Source organism: Janthinobacterium violaceinigrum, from assembly GCF_009208555.1.
Lineage (GTDB): Bacteria > Pseudomonadota > Gammaproteobacteria > Burkholderiales > Burkholderiaceae_D > Janthinobacterium > Janthinobacterium violaceinigrum.
The window spans coordinates 25,247-43,592 of sequence record NZ_WFLI01000022.1 but is presented as its reverse complement, the minus strand read 5'-3'; the positions used below and the strand labels follow the sequence as shown (position 1 = coordinate 43,592).

The window sequence follows — 18,346 nt, the reverse complement described above, 5'->3', positions numbered from 1 at the left end:
AAGGGAGGTGGCGGTGTGCGCTAACGATTCTTTCTGGATATGCTTATGCTGTTGTTTTTACGCCGCCAGGTGACGCAGCAGGGCCGGAATCTCGGCCGGGATTTCGCGCGCCAGGTAGCCGAGCACGCCGAAGCGCAGTGCCAGCTGGTCGCCCGCCAGCGCATGCACGGCGATGCCCCAGGCGCACGCTTGCTCCAGCGGGGCGCCGCGCGCGGCCAGGCCCGAGATGATGCCGGCCAGGGTGTCGCCCGAACCGGAAATGGCCAGCCCCACATTCCCGCCCGCATGCGTCCAGGTGCTGCCGTCGGGCATGGCGAGCACGCTCAGCGCGCCCTTCAAGGCGACGATGGCATGCCAGCGCTGCGCCGCTGCCACGGCGCAGCCAAGCGGATCGGCCAGCACGGCGTCTTTCGACAAGCCCATCAGCTGCGCCAGCTCGCCCGCATGCGGAGTCAGCAGCACGGGTTGATGGAAGGTGAAAGGCGAGCGCAGCTGTGCCGGCTTGCGCACAACCTGCATGGCGCCCGCGTCGAGGATCATGCGGCTGGCGGCAAACAGGGGCAGCAGGTGGCGCATCAGCTCGCAGCTGGCTGCCGTGTCGCACATGCCTGGCCCCACGAGGACGGCGTCCACCTTGCCCGCCAACGGCGCCAGCTGGTACTGCGCTTCGTGTCGGAAGCCGCCCAGCGCCGTTTCATCGAGGCCGATGACCCGCGCCTCGGGCATGGCCATCGCTACCTGCGTCGCCACCGACGCGCCCGTCGCCAGGGTCAGCTTGCCCGCGCCCGCCCGCAGGGCGGCCGTGGCGGCCAGTACGATGGCGCCCGGCATTTCCGCCGAGCCGGCGACGATCAGCAGATGGCCGCGCACTTCCTTGTCACCGTCGGGCCGGGGCATGGGCAGGGGCCAGGAACGCAGCAGGGAGGGCGTGATTTGCGTGGCGGGCATGGGGCACCTCTTGATGATGGGCTCGGCCCGGGGTCAGGACTTGGGCGCGGCCGGCATGTCGGGCTGGGCCGTGACGGGAGTGCCGGCCGCTTCCAGCGGGGCGACGAAGTTGCACAGGTCCAGCTGCAGCTTGCCCTGCCTGCCCAGGGCGGGATTGAAGGCGTACGAGGTGATGCCGCAGTTGGGCACGTCGGCCGCCTTGTCGATGGCCAGGATGGCTTGCTCGTCGCAGCGTTCCAGCAGGTAGCGCAAGCAGTTGACGATGACCTGGTGGCCGACGATCAGGACCCGTTCGCCCCGGTATTCGCGGGTGATGGTGTCGAGCACGCTGCGCAGGCGCAGGATGACGTCGCACCAGCTTTCGCCGCCGGGAGGACGGAAGTAAAACTTGCCCACGTGCTGGCGCTGCTCGTGCAGTTCCGGGTACTTGCTGGCGATGCCGCGCGCGGTCAGACGGTCGAGGATGCCGAACTCCTTTTCGCGCAGGCGCTCGTCCGCCACCACGGAGTTCAAGCTGTCCGCATCGATGCGTGCCAGCACGGCTTGCGCCGTCTGCTGCGCCCGCACGTAGGGCGAGTACAGTACGACCGTTGGTTGTTGTTCAGGGGGAAGGGTGGCGAACCAGTCGCCCAGCGCTTGCGCCTGGCGCGCGCCCAGGCTGGAGAGGGGGACATCGACATCGCGCTCGGCGATGGCGATCGACAGCTGTTGTTCCGCTTCGGCAGCATCGCGCGCCACGTTGCCGGCGCTTTGGCCGTGACGCACGATCCAGATTTGCTGCGGCCATTTTTGTTCCATCGCCTCGCGCCTTCCTCCGTATTGATTGCGAATCAATATAGACGAAAGCGGCAAGGCGCGGCGCGCCGCTGTTCTTGCCGCTAGCCTCAGGCGGCGTGCTCTGCCTCGTCCAGGTCGGGCGCGTCGTCGCTGTTGTAGACGGCCAGGTCGGTCTGCCCCATGACCCGGCTGGTGACGGTGCCGGCCGTAATCGAGCCGCTCACGTTCAGGGCCGTGCGGCCCATGTCGATCAGCGGTTCGACGGAAATGAGCAAGCCGGCCAGGGCGACGGGCAAGTCCATTGCCGACAGCACGATCAGGGCGGCAAACGTGGCGCCGCCGCCCACGCCGGCCACGCCGACGGAACCGATGGTGATGATGGCCAGCAATGGCAGCAGGAAGCTGATCGTAAATGGATCGACGCCCACGGTGGGGGCGATCATGACGGCCAGCATGGCGGGGTAAATGCCGGCGCAGCCGTTCTGGCCGATGGTCGAACCGAACGAGGCGGCAAAATTGGCGATGCCTTCCGGCGTGCCCAGGCGCTGGGTTTGCGTCTGCACGCTCATCGGGATCGAACCGGCGCTGGTGCGCGAGGTAAACGCGAAGGCCAGCACGGGGAAGACCTTTTTCACGAAGCGCAGCGGGTTCAGGCCCACGCCGGCGATGATGGCCAGGTGCACGAGAAACATCAATATCAGCGCGCTGTACGAGGCGACGACGAAGTTGATCAGTTTCAAGATGTCCGTGTAGCTGGACGAGGCCACCACTTCAAACATCAGCGCGAACACGCCGTACGGCGTCAGGCGCAGCACCAGGGTGACCATGCGCATGACGATGGCGTGCGCCACTTTCATGAAGTTTTCGAAGGAAGCGAAGATTTCCGGTTTTTTCACCGCGATGCCCGTGGCGGAGATGCCGATGAAGATGGAGAACACTACCACGGCGATGGTCGACGTCTTGCGCGCGCCCGTCATGTCGAGGAAGGGGTTGGTGGGCACGAAGCTGACCAGCAGTTTCGGCAAGGACAGGGCCTTTGCCGTTTCCAGCGAGCCTTGCAGCTGCACGCCGCGCGCCACTTCGGCGGCGCTCGACGTCAGGCCGACAGCCGTCAGGCCGAACAGCTTGGCCATCAGGATGCCCAGCGCGGCGGCGATGGTGGTGGTGATGAGCAGGGTGCCGATGGTCAGCGCGCTGATCTTGCCCAGGGAACTCGCGTCCTTGAGTTTCAGGATGGCGGAAATGATGGAGACCATGATCAGCGGCATGATGATCATTTGCAGCAATTTCACATAGCCGCTGCCGACGATGTCGATGTATTCATTGGTGCCGGCGATGACGGGCGAACCGGCGCCATACAGCGCTTGCGCGGCCGCGCCCAGCAGCACGCCCAGGCCCAGGCCCGTGAAGACGCGCACGGTGAACGTGGCGTGCTTGCGCTGCTGGTGGAACATGAGGGCGAAGACGATCAGCGCAACGAGCAGGTTCAGAATGATGTTAATTGCCATGTGGGGGCCTTATCTTGGTTTTATTCGAGACTGCAGAGAGCATGAGAACTTTACTACAAGTAACAGCTGCCCCAGCCTGGGGCGAAAGGGCAAGCACTGTACAGTACTATGGGGGCGTTCTGCGCAATGCTGCTGCGAATATTACGCTATATGAATATGCTCCACAGGCATAAGCCTTCTGGATGATTGTGAATTTGGCTATTTCGTGCCAGCATGGTTTTCCGTTTGCTAAGATGCGCGCGTTATTTTAATAAGGAAAAAGATGAATGCTTTAACGGAAGTACAAGTGCTCGATGCGGAAGAGCGCTTGCGCCTGGCCATGATGGCGTCCGACGTGGCCGCACTGACTGTCTTGCTGGCTGACGATTTGCTGTTTACCAACCATCTGGGTCACTTGCTGAGCAAGCATGCGGACCTGGCCGCGCACGAGCAGCGCTTGCTGACGATCACCGAGCTGCGCGCCTCCGAGCGCCATGTGCGCATCACTGGCCATGTGGCCGTGGTCTCCGTGCGCATGCAGCTGACGGGCAGCTATCACGACGTGGAAACGCATGGCGACTTCCGTTTTACGCGCGTCTGGGCGCAGGATGGCGCCGGCGCGCTGCAAGTGATCGCCGCCCATTCGGGCGTCGTGGCATAGGGGTAATTGAGTGGATCATCGTTCCAAAGGGCAGCTGCTGGAAGCTGTCATCGCCGCCGGCCCCGCCACCCTGGCCATCACGGCCGGCTATCCCGTGCTGCTGTACAACCTGGTGCGCACCTGGGCCGACGCCCCCGGCGCCAATGCCCTGGCCGCGCTGCTGCTGACGGGCGGCCTGTGGGCCTTGCTGGAATTCTGGCGCATCGCGCTGGCGACGGTGGCGCGCAAGGCGTATGCGTTCAACTGGCGCTTCTGGCTGGCCATCGCCGGATTTCTCGCCTGCTTCGTGCGTTTCGTGCCGGACATGCCGGCCGGACTGATGCTGCTGTTGCTGGTACTGCCGGCGCTGGCGTGGACGCACTTCATCTTGTTGCAGATCAAGCGCCCGCGCCAAGCTTGATTGCTGGAAGGGGCGTAGCGGGAGCGATATGGCATGAGTGAAATCCAAAAACTGGGCGAGCAATTCCACGCGATCGCGTCGAAATCCGACTTTTTCATGGCGACGTATTTGGATGCCGTCAAACTGCGCGTGGCGCGAACGCTGATCAGCAAAGGGCCGTTATGTAACGTCCGGCCTTTCGAAGTCCAAAGGGCCGGCTTCAAGCCGGGAAAAGAGCTGAAGTCGCTGCCCGCGGCGCTGAAAGATATCCATGTCTATTATTTCGATGGGGAAGGCCGGGTCATCCTGGTGGAAAACTATGGCGGATCTGCTGCCGTCATCAACAGGAGCTTCTATTTTCATGAGCGCGGCACACTGAAAAGTGTGCACTTCAATGCGGGAGGGAGCTTGAGGAATGTCATGCTCAGTTTCCTTGACGGGGCACGCATCGCACAGGACATCAATTTCGGAAAATTTGGCGTAGGGAGCTACGATTACCGGTATGACGATGATCGCCTCCATTCCATCATGGTCCGGCAGAGAGAGCATGGCCAGGAAAACCCTGCCGGATATCAGATCCTGTTCGGCTATGTGGACGGAAAGATGGACAATATTCTCCACGTGTTTGCGAATGGATATCAGGAGCAGCGCTATCCATGACGATGGCGGTTTTCAAGGCAAGGCCATGAAAAAATACAGGTGGCATCTGTATTCTTGTGGAATGGATGCGGTGGACGCCAATGCAGCGTGGACGGGCGGGCATGCCGCTGCGGGCATCTGTCCGGACTGCGGAAATTATATGCCCGGCAATGCAGGCGATTTCGCCGTGGTGGTGGATCAGCGTAGTCCTGCACAAGCAGATAGGTTTTCAATGGGGTGCTTATGGCCATCCATCATGTCTGCCGGACTGCACCGGTTGACTATGACTGGTCATCGCCTTCCTGCGCGTCCAGCCACTGTATCCGTCCATTGCCCGCCTCATGCAGGTGGGCCAGCAGGGCGGTGGCCGCCGTTTCCGGCAGGCTGAAATCGAACAGCACTGTATCGGCGTGCGCCACGTTCAGCAGGGTGGCGCCGGCGCCCTCGAGTTCGCGGCGCAGCATGCCTTCCATCGCATACGGCACCGTGCAGCGCAGGGTACACTGGCGCACGATGGCCGTCTTTTCCGCCTGCAGCAGCGCCTGCGCCACGCTGTCCGTGTAGGCGCGCACGAGGCCGCCCGCGCCCAGCTTGATGCCGCCAAAGTAGCGCACGACGGTGGCCAGCACGCCTTCGAGGTCCTGGTGGCGCAGCACGTCGAGCATGGGGCGCCCGGCCGTGCCGCTCGGTTCGCCATCATCGACGGCCGCCGATTGCCCGCCCGCCAGCAGCGCCCAGCACACATGGCAGGCGCCCGGATGCTGCGCCTTCAAGTCGTTGACCACCTGTTGCGCGCTGGCGCGGTCCGTCATCGGCTGCACGCAGCCGATGAAACGGCTTTTCTTGATGATCAGTTCGCTGTGGACGGGGGCGGCAATGGTAAACGGCATGGCGGGTGCGAAGGCGGGCAAAGCAGCATGATAGAGGAAATGCGCGCCCGCGACGAGCCAGTGCCGCCTACGCGGCCGATGGCGATACCAGTTCGCGTAGCGCGGCATCGCGCACTTGCACGATGTCGAACAGCCCTAGCGCGTGCAGGGCGGGCAGGGCGTCGAGGATGTCGCGCTCGGCGATGGCCTTTTCGGCGCTGCTGCTCGTGTCGTCCAGCCACAGCCGGGCATTCGCCAGGAACGCCCCTACCGTGCCCTTGCGTACGGTGACGCCATTGAACTGGCCCTGGTTTTGTTGATCCGGTAACACGTCTTCTGCACGCATGCTGTACTCCTGAATAATGGAAAGACTCCACTGTATGATGACGGGATTGTCTTGCCTGCGTTGTTTATGACTATCGATACGTCAAATCCGCCAATCTTGCCGCCGATGCTGCTGGCGCCGCTGCACGCCCTGCGCATGTCCCAGCCGCAGGAGCGGGTGACACCGCCGCACTGCCATGCCAGCGGCCAGCTGTTCGGCGCCGAGCGTGGCCTGCTTTCCGTGGCTGCCGATCATGGGCAGTGGGTGGTGCCCGCCAGCCACTGCGTGTGGATGCCGCCCCATCACGTCCATGCGTTGCGTTCGCATGGCCCGTTTGCGGGCTGGAGCGTGTATGTGGACGAGGCCAGTTGCGCCAGCTTGCCTGCCGCGCCGTGCGTGATGCGCGTCTCGGGCCTGCTGCGCGAGGCGGCGGGCCGCGCCAGCGAATGGGACGACGGCGCGCTGGACGCGCGCCAGGCCCGGGTGGCAGGCGTGATCCTCGACGAGATCGCCGCCGCGCCGCACGAGCCGTTCGGCTTGTCGCTCCCCACGGACCCGCGCCTGCTGCGCGTGGCGCGCGCCGTGCTTGACGACCTGGCCGACGAGCGGGGCGTGGACGCGCTGGCTGCCTGGGCCGGCGTATCGCCGCGCACCCTGGCGCGCCGCTTCACGCTGGAGACGGGTTTTACGCCAACAGCCTGGCGCCAGCGCGCCCGCATCCTGCGCGCCCTGGAATTATTGGCCGCAGGTCAGCCCGTCACGACGATCGCGCTGGACCTGGGCTACGGCAACGTCAGCGCCTTCATCGCCATGTTCCGGCGCGTGATGGGAGTTACGCCGGGGAGGTATAGAGGGAGCAGCTAGCAATATAAATAAAAAAACCAACCGCAGCAGTTGGTTTTTTATTTGCCGAATACTATTATTTGTAGGCAGAGTAGAGTGCGAATCTGTAATGAAAGATTAAGTTCTTGCATCAAGCTAGAATTTAAATCCCTCTATGGTAACCTCACACTTAGACCTGAGTTCGGTCCTGGCGGCAGTCCTAGTGCCAAATCAACGCCAACATGAGTGCGCAGATCATTTAAGAGTGCCTCCGCCGACATGTGTTGACCTATCATTTCTTCCGATGCGGAACGAGCATTATTCACCTCCTTTGCCCTGTACACGATGACAGTACGGATATTATCTTCCATGGCTCGAAGACAAATAGCTCGCATATAGAAACGATTGAATTCCCCTTCGGCTAACATTTCGTGGGCATTATTTCGCATGATTGGTGGTTTAGAGTAGCCGCCAGATGCGAGCTTGCGTGGCTTCTCATGGGACTTAAAGCTCGCTACTAACGATCCAGCTAGAGAAGAGTCATTTCCGTCGTTGGCTGCGTCGAGAAGAAGTATTGGATAGTTGGCACAACCTTCTTCACTAAGATTGTCGCTGAAGTACAGCTTTTCGGCGTGCAGGTCACTATTAATTTCTGATGTCATGAACGTACGGGTACGTGCATCGAGGTGGTGAAATTCGAATGGCATTATTTCTCTCATTTTTAACGTAGTCTCTGGTTTCTGAAAATTCGACTCTCTAATCTATTTCTCAAAAAAATCCTAATGAATTTCCACTTTGGGAATGATGTTGATCATGGTTGGAATGATTGAAATTTAATGAGTGCTTTAAAAATGAATTCTCTGAAGAAAATTCTGTGTCGAATTTATTTTAGGAGAATACTCCTTAAATTTCGCCCAATGTACATACTTTGTAACGATAATTATAAAAATATGCAGTTGGTCAGCATCAAATGATAGAGAAGGTTGAGTATTTTTGAGGGGGATAAATGATGTTGATTTAGTAATGCTTGTGCCCCGAAATTTCACCTAAAAGAGCGAGCTTGAGATTGCAAGAGGAGTGGCGCCTGCGGGCGCCATATATTATGAAAAACTGTTTGAGGCAAGCACATCCCTTGTTGGAATATGCTCGAAATAGGATGGAAACGTAGAACAAAAAAGCCCACGAACCGAAATTCGTGGGCTTTTATGAAGTATTTGGTAGGCCGTGCGGGATTCGAACCTGCGACCAACGGATTAAAAGTCCGCTGCTCTACCAGCTGAGCTAACGACCCAAAAACTTTGACTACTTGCTGCGGTAACACTGTGCCGTATCAACATGCTTGCCATGCTGACGACTGAATCTTGGTAGGCCGTGCGGGATTCGAACCTGCGACCAACGGATTAAAAGTCCGCTGCTCTACCAGCTGAGCTAACGACCCAAGGGCGGCTATTATGACGGCCAACGGCGGTTTTGGGAAGGGCTGGACGGGACATGGACGGAAAAAAGCCTTGCATGGCGGGCATACGCGGACTAATATAGATAGATAGCCTACCTATATTGATGATCCCATGACTCCTGACGAAGACTTTCCCATCCCCGAGCGCGCGCTGGCGCTGTCCGATGAATTGCGCACGGCGTTCAAGCGCCTGCTGCGCTCCATGCAGCGCGAAGGGGGCGAGCTGGAAGGCGGCGTATCGATGATGCAGTACATGCTGCTGGCCCTGATCCACGAGCAGCCCGGCATCGGCGTGGCCGCGCTGGCGCGCCTGCAGAACGTGCGCGGGCCTACCGTCAGCGCCCAGGTCAAGGCGCTGGAGGTGGCGGGGCTCGTCGAGCGCAGCGCGCCCGATCCGCAGGACCGGCGCCGCTCGGGCCTGCGCCTGTCCGCCCAAGGCCTGGCCATCCTCGACACCTTGCGCGCGCGCCGCCGCGATGCGCTGGCGCGGCGCATCGCCCGCCTGTCGCCGCAGCAGATGGACGCGCTGGCCGCCGCCATGCAACCGTTGCTCGAGATTGGCCAGGCATGAGCGGCCACGATCACGCCGCGGGCGTAGCAAAGGACGCGGCCAAGCCCATTACCGAGCGCGAAGTGCGCGCCATCTACCTGGGCCTGATGGCCGTGCTGGGCCTGGGCGCGCTGGACCAGAGCATCGTCGCCACGGCCCTGCCGCGCATCGTCGATGACCTGGGTGGCATGGCGCACCTGTCGTGGGTGGTCACGGCCTATGTGCTGGCCTCGACGGCCACCATGCCCCTGTACGGCAAGCTGGCCGACCAGTATGGCCGCCGCCCCATGATTTTTACTGCCTTGCTGACTTTTTTGCTCGGTTCCGTGCTGTGCGGGCTGGCGCAGAACATGACGGAACTGATCATCTTCCGCGCCATCCAGGGCCTGGGGGCGGGCGGCTTCATGCCGCTGGCGCAGATCATCATCGGCGACATCGTGCCGCCCGCCGAGCGGGGCAAGCGGCAGGGCATGGTGCCCATCGTGTTTGCCGTCACCAGCGTGCTGGGGCCCGTGCTGGGCGGCGTCATCACGGATGCCCTGTCGTGGCACTGGATTTTCTATGTGAACCTGCCCATCGGTGCCGCCGCCTTTGTCATCATCGCGCGCGCCATGCGCAAGCCCGTGCGCACTCATGCGCACAAGATCGATTACCTGGGGTCCGTCCTGCTGACGGGCGCCATCACGGCGGCCCTGCTGGTGCTGGCGCTGGGCGGCACGGAATGGCCGTGGGATGCGCTGGCCGTCAAGGTGAGCGGCGGCGTCGCCGTGCTGCTGGGGATCTGGCTGGCCTTCCACGTGGGGCGGGTGGATGAACCCGTGCTGCCGCCCGACCTGTTCGAGAACCGCACCTTCAATATCGCCAGCCTGGTGATGGCCATGACCTTCATGGGCCTGATGGGTGCCAGCGTCTTCTTTCCCCTGTTCTTCCAGCTGGTGATGGGGACGAGTCCGGCGGAGTCCGGCGTGATGACGGTGGCCATGATGGTGGGGCTGGTGGCGTCGTCGATGTTCAACGGCCGGGTGCTGTCGCGCTCGGGCAAGTACAAGATGGTGCAGGTGGCGGGGCTGGCCGTGGCGCTGCTGGCGTTTGCCGTGCTGGCCTGGGCCATGGAAACGTCGCGCGGTTACTGGATCATCGAGCCGGCCATCTTCTTCCTCGGCACGGGACTGGGGCTGGTGATGCCGAACATGACGATCGCCGTGCAAAATGCCTTGCCCCTGGCGCGGCGCGGCGTGGGCACGGCCATGCTGGCCTTCTTCCGCTCGCTGGGCGGTTTGCTGGGCGTGACGGCATCGGGCGCCATTCTTGCGCGCCAGCTGCATCAGCATGGCGTGGAAGCCGTCTCGGCGCTGGGCGCGCACGCGGCCGTGCAGACGGTGGAAGTCTACCGCCACGCGATTGCCAGCGTGTTTGGCGCCGGCGCCGTGCTGCTGTTACTGGGGCTGCTCGCCTTGCTGTTCCTGCCGGAATTGCCCCTGGAGGGGCATCCGGCAGCGGCGAAAGCGAAAGCTGATCAGTAGCGTTCCAGCCAGTGTGCGTACGGCGCCGGCATCACCCACGAGGCGCGCTCGACGCCGAGTTCCTTGGCGGCAAAATAGGCCCAGTGGGGATTGGCCAGGTGCGCCTTGCCCACCATCACCACGTCCAGCTGCTCTTCCTTGACGACGCGCTCGGCGATGGCCGGCGTGCCGAAGCCCCAGGCGGACGAGACGGGCACACCCGCTTCGCGGCGGACTCTTTCAGCAATCGGGCCCATGAAGGCGGGGCCCCACGGAATCGATACGTCGGGAATCGTGAAGCCCATGCTGACGCTGAGCATATCCATGCCGGCATCCTTGAACTGGCGCACGAGGGCTATCGATTCGAGCAGGGTTTGCTCGTCGCGGCCGTCGAATTCCAGCACGCCGAAGCGGATGGTCAGCGGCAGGTGCTCGGGCCATACGGCGCGCACGGCTTTCAATGTTTCCAGCAGGAAGCGGCTGCGGTTTTCCACGCTGCCGCCATAGATATCGTCGCGCTGGTTCGAGTGGGCGGAAAAGAAGCTTTGCGCCAGGTAGCCGTGGGCGAAGTGTAGTTCCAGCCATTCGAAGCCCACTTCGCGGGCGCGGATTGCCGCGTCGACGAAGTTCTGGCGCACGCGGGCGATATCGTCGAGGTCCATGGCGCGCGGCACCTTCGGCAAGCCGCCGCCAAAGGCGATGGCGGACGGCGCGATGGTTTGCCAGCCGCGCGCATCGCCTTGCGCGATATGGTCGTCGCCTTCCCATGGGCGGTTGGCGCTGGCCTTGCGGCCTGCGTGGGCGATCTGGATGCCGGGCACGGAACCGGCCGCCTTGATGGCCTTTACCACCGGCACGAACGCTTGCGCCAGGTCATCGTTCCAGATGCCCGTGCAGCCGGGCGTGATGCGGCCTTCGGGCGCCACGGCCGTCGCTTCGACGATCACCAGGCCTGCGCCGCCCCGGGCCATGCCCGCGTAATGCGACAGATGCCAGTCGTTGGCCTGGCCATCGACGGCCATGTACTGGCACATGGGCGGCACGGCGATGCGGTTGCGCAAGGTGATGTCTTTGAGGGTGTAGGGCTGGAAGAGGGCGGACATGGTGGCCTTTATCTTGATTGAATGATTGAAGGAAAAATAGTTTGATGCTGATTCGGTAGTTCGTAAATATTCGAAGAATGGAATTAGTATAGCCGATGCGGTATGATTCTGCTCATGCGCCCACACAAACATCCCTCCGCCAGCGAATTCGTCCTCGAGCGCGTGCTGTACGCCTTGAGCGACAGCATCCGCCTCGACATCGTGCGCCACCTGGCCCGCGTGGAGGCGGCCGCCTGCGGCGATCTCGATGGCGGGCGGCCGAAATCGACCGTCTCCCACCATTTCAAGGTCTTGCGCGAAGCGGGCCTCGTCTACACGGAAAACGCGGGCACCACGCACATGAACACCCTGCGCCGCGCCGACATCGAGAGCCGCTTCCCCGGCTTGCTGGAGGCGATCCTGCGCCAGCCGCAAGCGAATCAGCCCTGAATCTGCCGTAGAATGCCTGCAAGATTGCCGAATTTGCAGCATGTGCTGCAGTTCCAGGCTGAAGGATTGAGCACGCATGAAGATTTCTGCACGGCATCGCTGGTGGTGCGCCACCGCTTTCGTACTGCTGACTGGCTGCTGGCCTTACACGGAGCCGGCCACGGGCGAATATGCCGCCGTGCTGAAGCGTGGCGAAAAGGTGACCAGGGCCGATGCATATGGGCGGTTTGCCGCCTTGTCGGTCGAGTACCGCCAGGGTGGCGGCTCCCTGATGTCCACCCACAACAACTCCATGCGGTTGATCTACGGCGATAAAGTCGTCGTCCAGGCCGCCGATGGCATCGAGCGCTGGACGGAATTCACCCAGCCCGTGTATTTCGTCAAACTGCGGGAGGACGACGGCGTGCTGGCGCTGGTCCACGAGCGGGCGGGCAAGGCCGTGGTCGAGAAGATCGCGGCGTCGAAAGACGGCTACCAGGGCAACGAGACGTACGCGCATGGCTTTCCCCTGTCGCCCGGCGTGCGCTATTTTCCCGGCAGTCAGCGTCCCGGTTTCCTGTTGAGCGCCTTGCCGGTGAAAACCACCGTGCTGCCCAGTCCACCTGAAGGCGACGACAGCCTGTACGCCCATGTCCTGGCAGCCATCTCGCCCGATGGGCAGGCATATGCGTATGTCGACAGCGAGTATGCACCGTCCGTGGTGCTGGTGGTCGATGCGGACGGCAAGCGGCGCGAGCCCATCCCCCTGCCGAAAATATATCTGGCTGACGCGCCCATCTACCAATTCAACCCGTACGAGCGGCTGTGGGCCTGGTCGCACACGGCGCTCGCCTGGCACAAGAATGGCGCGGGCAGCTGGGAGGTCAGGCCGGACGGTGTCGCGCCGGGCGCGGCCGGCACACGCAATGCTGTCGAGCAATTGTTTATCAGCGATCAGAGCGGTTACCGCAGCTGCTTTGCCGCTGCCAACGCCGCCTGCCTGCCAGGCTGGCGCCGGCCGAACGCTGCCGAGCTGCGCAAGACTTATGCAGGCGATGGCGACGCGCCGCCATTTGCCTATGTGCCTTCGGCCCCCGCCAGCGCCTTCGGATCGAGGATAGGCTTGCTGCTGTTTTCCAGGGTGTGCTGCAGCGGCGCGTCTTACCACCTGTATCTGGATGGTGCGCCGGAAGCGGTGGCGGCGCAATTGTCCGCGCGCCTGCATGAGAGCAAGACGCCGTTCGTGCGCGTCGACGAATGCCCGCGCCGCAGCGGCAACGAGGGCCGGTGCGCGGCGCAGCTGGCGCAGCAGCTGAAGCGGCCCGAGTCGCTGGGGCGCGACCTGGAGCAGCTGATCGGCAGCATGGAAGAGCAGCCCGGCGTGATGTTCGTCATGCCGTCCATGGCGGTCGTGGTGCGCGCGAACGTGCAGGGCGGCAGCATCATCCAGACCCTGCTGCGCGCCGATTTTTCGCGCAGGGACTGATATTGCCGATCTGCCGCGCGTCACCGAAGTGCCAGGCTCGGCTATCATGTCGGCCTTTCGGTAAATCCCCGGCCGCGCGCCTGTTGCGCGATGGGCTGGCGAGACGACCTGGCATGGCAAGGGATGGGAATGACGGTAGCAGCAGCGGTATCACAGGCGGACCTGGCAAATCGTCCGCAGTTTGGCTGGATCAATGTATTAAAGGCGGGCGCGGCGCAGTTGATCGTGTTGCACCATCTGGCGTTTTATGGCCCCATGTCCGACTACGTGCAGCCCCTGTGGCCTGCGCTGCTGGACTGGCTGGGCGGCAGCGCGCGCATCGCCGTGCAAGTGTTTCTCGTCATCGGCGGCTTCCTCGTCGCCAAATCCCTCTCGCCCGCCGGCCGTCCCGGCATCGCTGCCCCGCTGCAAGCCGTCTGGCGCCGCTATGCCAAGCTGGCGCCGCCTTTCCTGGCCGCCACCTTGCTGGCGGCCGTCATCACGCCCGTGGCCGGCATCTGGATGATGCACGACTCCATGTCGGCCGCCGTCACCCTGGGCCAGCTGAGCGCCCATGCCTTGCTGCTGCATGGCGTGCTGGGCTATGAATCGCTGTCGGCCGGCGCCTGGTACGTGGCCATCGATTTCCAGCTGTACATGTTGACGGTATCGCTGCTGTGGCTGGGCGGCCGCCTGGCGGGCCAGCGGCACCGGCACTGGCTGATGCCGCTGGCCGTCACCATGGGCATCGCGTTTTCCCTGCTGTATTTCAATCTCGACCCTGGCTGGGACAATTGGGCGCCGTATTTCTTCGGCAGCTATGGCCTGGGCATGCTGGCCTGGTGGGCCGGCGACCCCAGGCGCAAGCCTGCCGCCATGGCCCTGCTCATGACCATGGCCGCCGTGCCCGTCCTGCTGGCCCTGGCCATCGATTACCGCAGCCGCATCGCCCTGGCCCTGGTCGTCGCCTGCGCGCTGTGCCTGTTCGGCCGCGCCCGCACGCCGTCCGCAGGCCGCGCCTGGGCCGTCGTCAACGCCCTGGGCCGCATCTCGTACGCCGTCTTCCTCGTCCACTTCCCCGTCAGCCTGCTGGTGAATGCCTTGTTCACTGCCTATGTCCCGTTGGAACCTGCCTGGCAGGCGTTGGGCATGCTGACGGCCTGGGGCGCCAGCCTGGCGGCAGGCGCCGCGTTTCACCGTTGGGTGGAGGTGCCGCTGGGGCGGGTGATGGGCGGTGTGCTCGCGCATCTGGCGGGCAGGCCGGTGTTGGCGTCGCGTTAAAAGCTGGCATCCCGCCTGACAAGGGCAGGGGATTGTTGCTCAGGGATATAGTTGCCGTGTATGCATGACGGCAAGAATTTCTATCGCGTTTGCGTCAACGCGATATACGACGACATAGTTTGGATGAGCAAGCAGTTCACGCGTGCCAACAACTCTGCCAGTTCGATATAGGTGGGGATGAAGCGGAAGTTGTGAAATGGCGCTGTCGATGTCGTTGTAAAGCTGAAGTGCCGCTGCCTGGTTGCGCTGCGCGATGTAGGTGAGGATCGCGGTCAGATCTTCCTGCGCTTCAGTCTTCCATAGAATCGGCAGCATGGTCATCAGGCTGGGCTGCGACGATTTTCCTCAGTTGCGCCATGACCGCCTCATGTGGACGGGCAGGGCGGTCATCATTTATTGATGTCGCTACTTTTGCGCGAAACCAGCGGTCATAGGTTTCGGCTGCTTCCGTCGTCTCAAATTCGGACGTTGTCGAGGATGGGGTGCCGTTCATGATTGTCTGATTATACGACAGTCCGGCAGGGGTGTATCGCGGGTGGCAAGGTGTTTGATTTGTGTCAGCGATGGTATGCCGTGCAAGCGATACCGCTGAAAACAAAAAAGCCAACCGCGAACGGTTGGCTTCTTCGTAGTATTTGGTAGGCCGTGCGGGATTCGAACCTGCGACCAACGGATTAAAAGTCCGCTGCTCTACCAGCTGAGCTAACGACCCAAAAACTTTTTACAACAACTTCGGTAACACTGTGCCGTAAAAAAATGCTTGCTATAACAACTCGCAAGCAGATCAGTACTGCGTATTCGTGGTAGGCCGTGCGGGATTCGAACCTGCGACCAACGGATTAAAAGTCCGCTGCTCTACCAGCTGAGCTAACGACCCGAAGAAGAAAGATTATAGGGGGTGCCCGGGATTCTGTCAAACCTAACGGGCAACTTTTTCCCCGGTTTTACTTTTTGCCGGCCCGTTCCTTGGCCGTCTGGGCCGCGCTGGAGTCCGGGTAGCGCGAGATCAGGGCGTTCAGGGTCTTGGTGGCGTTTGCCTTGTCTTTCAGCTCCGTGTAGCAGCTGGCGATGTTGAGCATGGCGTCGGCCGCCTTCGGGCTGTCCGGATAGTTCTTCAGCACTGCCTGCTGGGCCGTGATGGCGCTCTTGCAGTCGCGCTGGGCGTAATAGGCGTTGCCCAGCCAGTATTGCGCGTTGGCCGCGTAGGCCGATTCCGGATAGCGTTTCACGAAGGCATCCAGTGCCGTGACGGCGCCCTTGTAGTCGCCCGACTTGAACTGGCCAAACGCCGTTTCATACGCGCTTTGCTCGGATACGCCCACGGCCGCTTCCTGGCCGTCGATGGTGACCTGGCGCGGCTCGAGCTTGCGCAGGCGCGCGTCGATATCGGTGTAGAAATCCTTCTGGCGCTTTTGCGTGTTCGCCAGGTCATTGCCCAGTACTTCGATCTGGCCGCGCAGGCGGGCGATCTCCTGCATGGTCTGGTCGTGCTGGTTGAGCAGGCTCAAGGTGCTGGTCTTGTCCGCCTTGGCGTCGATGCGGCTGTTCAGGTCGCGCGCCATTGCGTCGACCTTGGCGCGCAGCTCCAGGATGGCCTTGCGCGCTTCGTCGTCGTCGAACAGGGCGGCGTTGGCGTGCAGGGGCAGGTAGGCAAACGCGGCCATCAAGGCAGCGGCAACGCCGGCTTTCGAGAATGTCATCATGGGTCGGGCTTTCAAAGGTTACGCAAACATGCAAACGGGGCGCCGGGCGGTGAATCACCGCGCTGCGCCCCATTATTATGCCTATGACTGGCCAGTTAGGTAAGCGTCAATGCTGCGGCGCTCACCTGTAAACATCAATAAACGATGTCAGCGCGGCGGTTTTCAGCCCATGCTGCTTCGTTGCTGCCTTGTGCTTTAGGCTTTTCTTTGCCCAGCGACACGGCTTCCATTTGGCCTTCTGGCACGCCCAGGGCAGCCATCGACTTGCGCACTGCTTCAGCACGTTTCTGGCCCAGGGCCAGGTTGTACTCGGCGCCGCCGCGTTCATCGGTGTTACCTTGGATCAGGATCTTGCGAGCTGGGGTTTTTACCAGGTAAGCAGCGTGATTTTGCACGACTGGGGTGTCCGCTTCGCGCACGACGTATTTGTCGAAGTCGAAGTAGATGCTGCGGTTAGCCAGCACGCCTTTTGGATCGTCCAGCGGATCGACCGATGCGGTCGTCACTGGCTGAACTTGACGGGTGTCAACTGGTGCTGGAGCTGCTTTTTCAGGAGCGCGCTCAACCACTGGGGTTTCTGCTACTTTAACTGGGGTGCTGCAGGCGGACAGCAGGGCTGCGGTAGCGGCGATGAAAGCCAAACTTTTAAAGTTACTCATTTTTATTCTCCGGGTCATGGTTAAAGGTGAAACTGTACAGCATTTACTTCATGAAAGGACCCCAGGTGGGCTCCTTGATATTGCCAGCTTGCGTAGTCAAACGCTGTTTGACGCGGCCATCCACCGATACCACTGCCAGCGACTTGCGTCGTCCGGATTCGGTCGCGTACATGATATATTTCCCGTTGGGCGAAAAGCTCGGTGATTCGTCGTTGGCGGTGTCCGACAGGCGCAGTTCCTGGCCACTAGCCAGGTCGAGCGCGTAGAGCTGGAAATTGCCGTCGCGACGGGAAATATAAGCGAGTGTCTTCCCGTCGGACGAAATCCGCGGGCTGATGTTGTAGGGGCCGCCAAACGTCACGCGCTTGGCTTCGCCGCCGTTGACCGACATGCGGTAGATTTGTGGTCCGCCGCTGCGATCGCTGGTGAAGTAAATGCTCTGGCCATCGGCCGAGAATTGGGGTTCCGTATCGATGCCGCTGCTGCTGCTGACGCGGCGCAAGCCGCTGCCGTCGGCATTGACGGTGTAGACCTGGGTATGGCCATCGCGCGACAGGGCCACGGCCAGGCGCGAACCGTCCGGGCTCCAGCTCGGTGCCGAGTTGCTGCCTTTTTCATTCGACACGATGGTGCGCTGGCGCGTCACCAGGTTTTGCACGTAGACGATGGGCTTTTTCTTTTCAAACGACACATACGCGACCTTGGTGCCATCCGGCGACCACGACGGCGAAATGATGGGCTCGTTCGAGCGCAGGGCGACCTGGATGCCTTCGCCATCGGCGTCGGCCACTTCCAGGCGGTATTCGCGGCCCGATTGCGTGACGTAGGCGATGCGCGTGGCGAACGCGCCCTTGACGCCCGTCAGCTTCTCGTAGATGTCATCGGCGATTTTATGCGCGAGCAGGCGGTTGAACTGGGGCGCGGCCGCATTGTTCATGCTGGAGATCTGCGCACCCTTGATGGTGTCGAACAGCTTGTAGCGCACGTCCAGGCGGCCATCGGCCATGCTTTGCACGGTGCCGGCCGCCAGCGCATCGGCGCCGCGCGACTTCCACTGTTCGTAGCTGACGGGCGCCGTTTCCGACACGGGCGCATCGGCGTCGATCAGCTTGAACACGCCGCTGCGGGCCAGGTCGGCCTTGATGATGCCCGACAGCGATTGCGGCGCCGCCGATTCATTGACAAAGCTGGCGACAGCCACCGGGATCTGGTTGCTGCCGATCCCCGTAATCTCCACGCGCAGCTGCGCCTGGGCGCCTGACGCTCCCAGCATCAGGCCGGCGCAGAGCACGACATAGCTCATTTTTTTCAT

At 62.1% G+C, this 18,346-nt stretch carries 21 protein-coding genes and 4 tRNA genes; 9 read left to right on the top strand and 16 right to left on the bottom strand.

Features of this window, described 5'->3' with window-relative positions; all coding sequences use genetic code 11:
* Positions 1 to 57: 57 nt before the first annotated feature.
* The 3 genes from GCN75_RS18290 to GCN75_RS18280 all read right to left on the bottom strand — a co-directional run bounded on the left by GCN75_RS18290 (position 58) and on the right by GCN75_RS18280 (position 3,233).
* Positions 58 to 948: an NAD(P)H-hydrate dehydratase gene (locus GCN75_RS18290; protein WP_152283712.1), complete on the bottom strand. Its 891-nt coding sequence runs from the start codon at positions 946 to 948 to the stop codon at positions 58 to 60.
* A gap of 33 nt (positions 949 to 981) precedes the next feature.
* Positions 982 to 1,746: a histidine phosphatase family protein gene (locus GCN75_RS18285; protein ID WP_152283711.1), complete on the bottom strand. Its 765-nt coding sequence runs from the start codon at positions 1,744 to 1,746 to the stop codon at positions 982 to 984.
* 86 nt (positions 1,747 to 1,832) lie between these two features.
* Positions 1,833 to 3,233, bottom strand: a complete 1,401-nt coding sequence (locus GCN75_RS18280; protein WP_152283710.1) for an L-cystine transporter — start codon at positions 3,231 to 3,233, stop codon at positions 1,833 to 1,835.
* Between the two features lie 262 nt (positions 3,234 to 3,495).
* On the opposite strand from GCN75_RS18280, the gene GCN75_RS18275 reads away from it, so the two are divergent.
* Genes GCN75_RS18275 through GCN75_RS18265 form a run of 3 tightly spaced genes read left to right on the top strand, consistent with a single transcriptional unit; the run spans position 3,496 to position 4,912 of the window.
* Complete coding sequence (locus GCN75_RS18275; protein ID WP_152283709.1) at positions 3,496 to 3,873, top strand: nuclear transport factor 2 family protein; 378 nt, start codon at positions 3,496 to 3,498, stop codon at positions 3,871 to 3,873.
* A 10-nt stretch (positions 3,874 to 3,883) separates the two neighbouring features.
* Positions 3,884 to 4,273: a hypothetical protein gene (locus GCN75_RS18270; protein WP_152283708.1), complete on the top strand. Its 390-nt coding sequence runs from the start codon at positions 3,884 to 3,886 to the stop codon at positions 4,271 to 4,273.
* A 33-nt stretch (positions 4,274 to 4,306) separates the two neighbouring features.
* Positions 4,307 to 4,912: a hypothetical protein gene (locus GCN75_RS18265; protein WP_152283707.1), complete on the top strand. Its 606-nt coding sequence runs from the start codon at positions 4,307 to 4,309 to the stop codon at positions 4,910 to 4,912.
* A gap of 260 nt (positions 4,913 to 5,172) precedes the next feature.
* Here the strand turns inward: GCN75_RS18265 and GCN75_RS18260 are convergent, their stop codons facing one another.
* Positions 5,173 to 5,781 (bottom strand): IMPACT family protein, encoded by a 609-nt coding sequence (locus tag GCN75_RS18260; RefSeq protein WP_152283706.1) that lies wholly within the window; start codon positions 5,779 to 5,781, stop codon positions 5,173 to 5,175.
* A 67-nt stretch (positions 5,782 to 5,848) separates the two neighbouring features.
* Positions 5,849 to 6,106, bottom strand: a complete 258-nt coding sequence (locus tag GCN75_RS18255) for a hypothetical protein (protein WP_099664983.1) — start codon at positions 6,104 to 6,106, stop codon at positions 5,849 to 5,851.
* A gap of 66 nt (positions 6,107 to 6,172) precedes the next feature.
* Here GCN75_RS18255 and GCN75_RS18250 point away from each other — a divergent pair, with 66 nt between their 5' ends.
* Complete coding sequence (locus tag GCN75_RS18250) at positions 6,173 to 6,949, top strand: AraC family transcriptional regulator (protein ID WP_405002827.1); 777 nt, start codon at positions 6,173 to 6,175, stop codon at positions 6,947 to 6,949.
* A gap of 131 nt (positions 6,950 to 7,080) precedes the next feature.
* Here GCN75_RS18250 and GCN75_RS18245 read toward each other — a convergent pair whose 3' ends face one another.
* From GCN75_RS18245 to GCN75_RS18235, 3 genes are all read right to left on the bottom strand, one after another.
* Complete coding sequence (locus GCN75_RS18245; protein WP_152283705.1) at positions 7,081 to 7,614, bottom strand: hypothetical protein; 534 nt, start codon at positions 7,612 to 7,614, stop codon at positions 7,081 to 7,083.
* 508 nt (positions 7,615 to 8,122) lie between these two features.
* Positions 8,123 to 8,198: transfer RNA gene (locus tag GCN75_RS18240), tRNA-Lys, on the bottom strand.
* A gap of 71 nt (positions 8,199 to 8,269) precedes the next feature.
* Positions 8,270 to 8,345: transfer RNA gene (locus tag GCN75_RS18235), tRNA-Lys, on the bottom strand.
* 130 nt (positions 8,346 to 8,475) lie between these two features.
* Here GCN75_RS18235 and GCN75_RS18230 point away from each other — a divergent pair.
* Entirely contained in the window at positions 8,476 to 8,934 is a 459-nt protein-coding gene (locus tag GCN75_RS18230; protein WP_152283704.1) for a MarR family winged helix-turn-helix transcriptional regulator, read from the top strand.
* Complete coding sequence (locus GCN75_RS18225; RefSeq protein ID WP_226941453.1) at positions 8,931 to 10,436, top strand: MDR family MFS transporter; 1,506 nt, start codon at positions 8,931 to 8,933, stop codon at positions 10,434 to 10,436. The genes GCN75_RS18230 and GCN75_RS18225 overlap by 4 nt, the downstream gene beginning before the upstream one ends.
* On the opposite strand, the gene GCN75_RS18220 is transcribed toward GCN75_RS18225, so the two are convergent.
* Complete coding sequence (locus GCN75_RS18220) at positions 10,430 to 11,518, bottom strand: NADH:flavin oxidoreductase/NADH oxidase (protein ID WP_152283703.1); 1,089 nt, start codon at positions 11,516 to 11,518, stop codon at positions 10,430 to 10,432. The two genes, GCN75_RS18225 and GCN75_RS18220, sit on opposite strands and share 7 nt — an antisense overlap.
* Positions 11,519 to 11,632: 114 nt before the next feature.
* Here GCN75_RS18220 and GCN75_RS18215 point away from each other — a divergent pair, with 114 nt between their 5' ends.
* The 3 genes from GCN75_RS18215 to GCN75_RS18205 all read left to right on the top strand — a co-directional run bounded on the left by GCN75_RS18215 (position 11,633) and on the right by GCN75_RS18205 (position 14,672).
* Positions 11,633 to 11,947 (top strand): ArsR/SmtB family transcription factor, encoded by a 315-nt coding sequence (locus GCN75_RS18215; RefSeq protein WP_152283702.1) that lies wholly within the window; start codon positions 11,633 to 11,635, stop codon positions 11,945 to 11,947.
* 76 nt (positions 11,948 to 12,023) lie between these two features.
* Complete coding sequence (locus tag GCN75_RS18210; RefSeq protein WP_152283701.1) at positions 12,024 to 13,412, top strand: hypothetical protein; 1,389 nt, start codon at positions 12,024 to 12,026, stop codon at positions 13,410 to 13,412.
* A 129-nt stretch (positions 13,413 to 13,541) separates the two neighbouring features.
* The gene (locus GCN75_RS18205) at positions 13,542 to 14,672 is read left to right on the top strand and encodes an acyltransferase family protein (protein ID WP_152283700.1); all 1,131 of its coding nucleotides are present in this window, start codon (positions 13,542 to 13,544) and stop codon (positions 14,670 to 14,672) included.
* A gap of 39 nt (positions 14,673 to 14,711) precedes the next feature.
* On the opposite strand, the gene GCN75_RS18200 is transcribed toward GCN75_RS18205, so the two are convergent.
* The 7 genes from GCN75_RS18200 to tolB form a co-directional block, all read right to left on the bottom strand.
* Positions 14,712 to 14,993 (bottom strand): type II toxin-antitoxin system RelE/ParE family toxin, encoded by a 282-nt coding sequence (locus GCN75_RS18200; RefSeq protein WP_226941452.1) that lies wholly within the window; start codon positions 14,991 to 14,993, stop codon positions 14,712 to 14,714.
* Positions 14,962 to 15,165: a type II toxin-antitoxin system RelB family antitoxin gene (relB, locus tag GCN75_RS18195; RefSeq protein WP_152283699.1), complete on the bottom strand. Its 204-nt coding sequence runs from the start codon at positions 15,163 to 15,165 to the stop codon at positions 14,962 to 14,964. Before relB ends, GCN75_RS18200 begins: the two co-directional genes overlap by 32 nt.
* A 143-nt stretch (positions 15,166 to 15,308) precedes the next feature.
* A tRNA-Lys gene (locus GCN75_RS18190) sits at positions 15,309 to 15,384 on the bottom strand.
* Positions 15,385 to 15,473: 89 nt separating this feature from the next.
* Positions 15,474 to 15,549: transfer RNA gene (locus tag GCN75_RS18185), tRNA-Lys, on the bottom strand.
* 67 nt (positions 15,550 to 15,616) lie between these two features.
* Complete coding sequence (gene ybgF, locus GCN75_RS18180; protein WP_152258017.1) at positions 15,617 to 16,375, bottom strand: tol-pal system protein YbgF; 759 nt, start codon at positions 16,373 to 16,375, stop codon at positions 15,617 to 15,619.
* A 134-nt stretch (positions 16,376 to 16,509) separates the two neighbouring features.
* A complete protein-coding gene (pal, locus tag GCN75_RS18175; protein ID WP_152258016.1) occupies positions 16,510 to 17,034 on the bottom strand; it encodes a peptidoglycan-associated lipoprotein Pal in 525 nt (174 codons plus the stop codon).
* Positions 17,035 to 17,077: 43 nt separating this feature from the next.
* Positions 17,078 to 18,346 (bottom strand): Tol-Pal system beta propeller repeat protein TolB, encoded by a 1,269-nt coding sequence (gene tolB, locus GCN75_RS18170; protein WP_442906297.1) that lies wholly within the window; start codon positions 18,344 to 18,346, stop codon positions 17,078 to 17,080.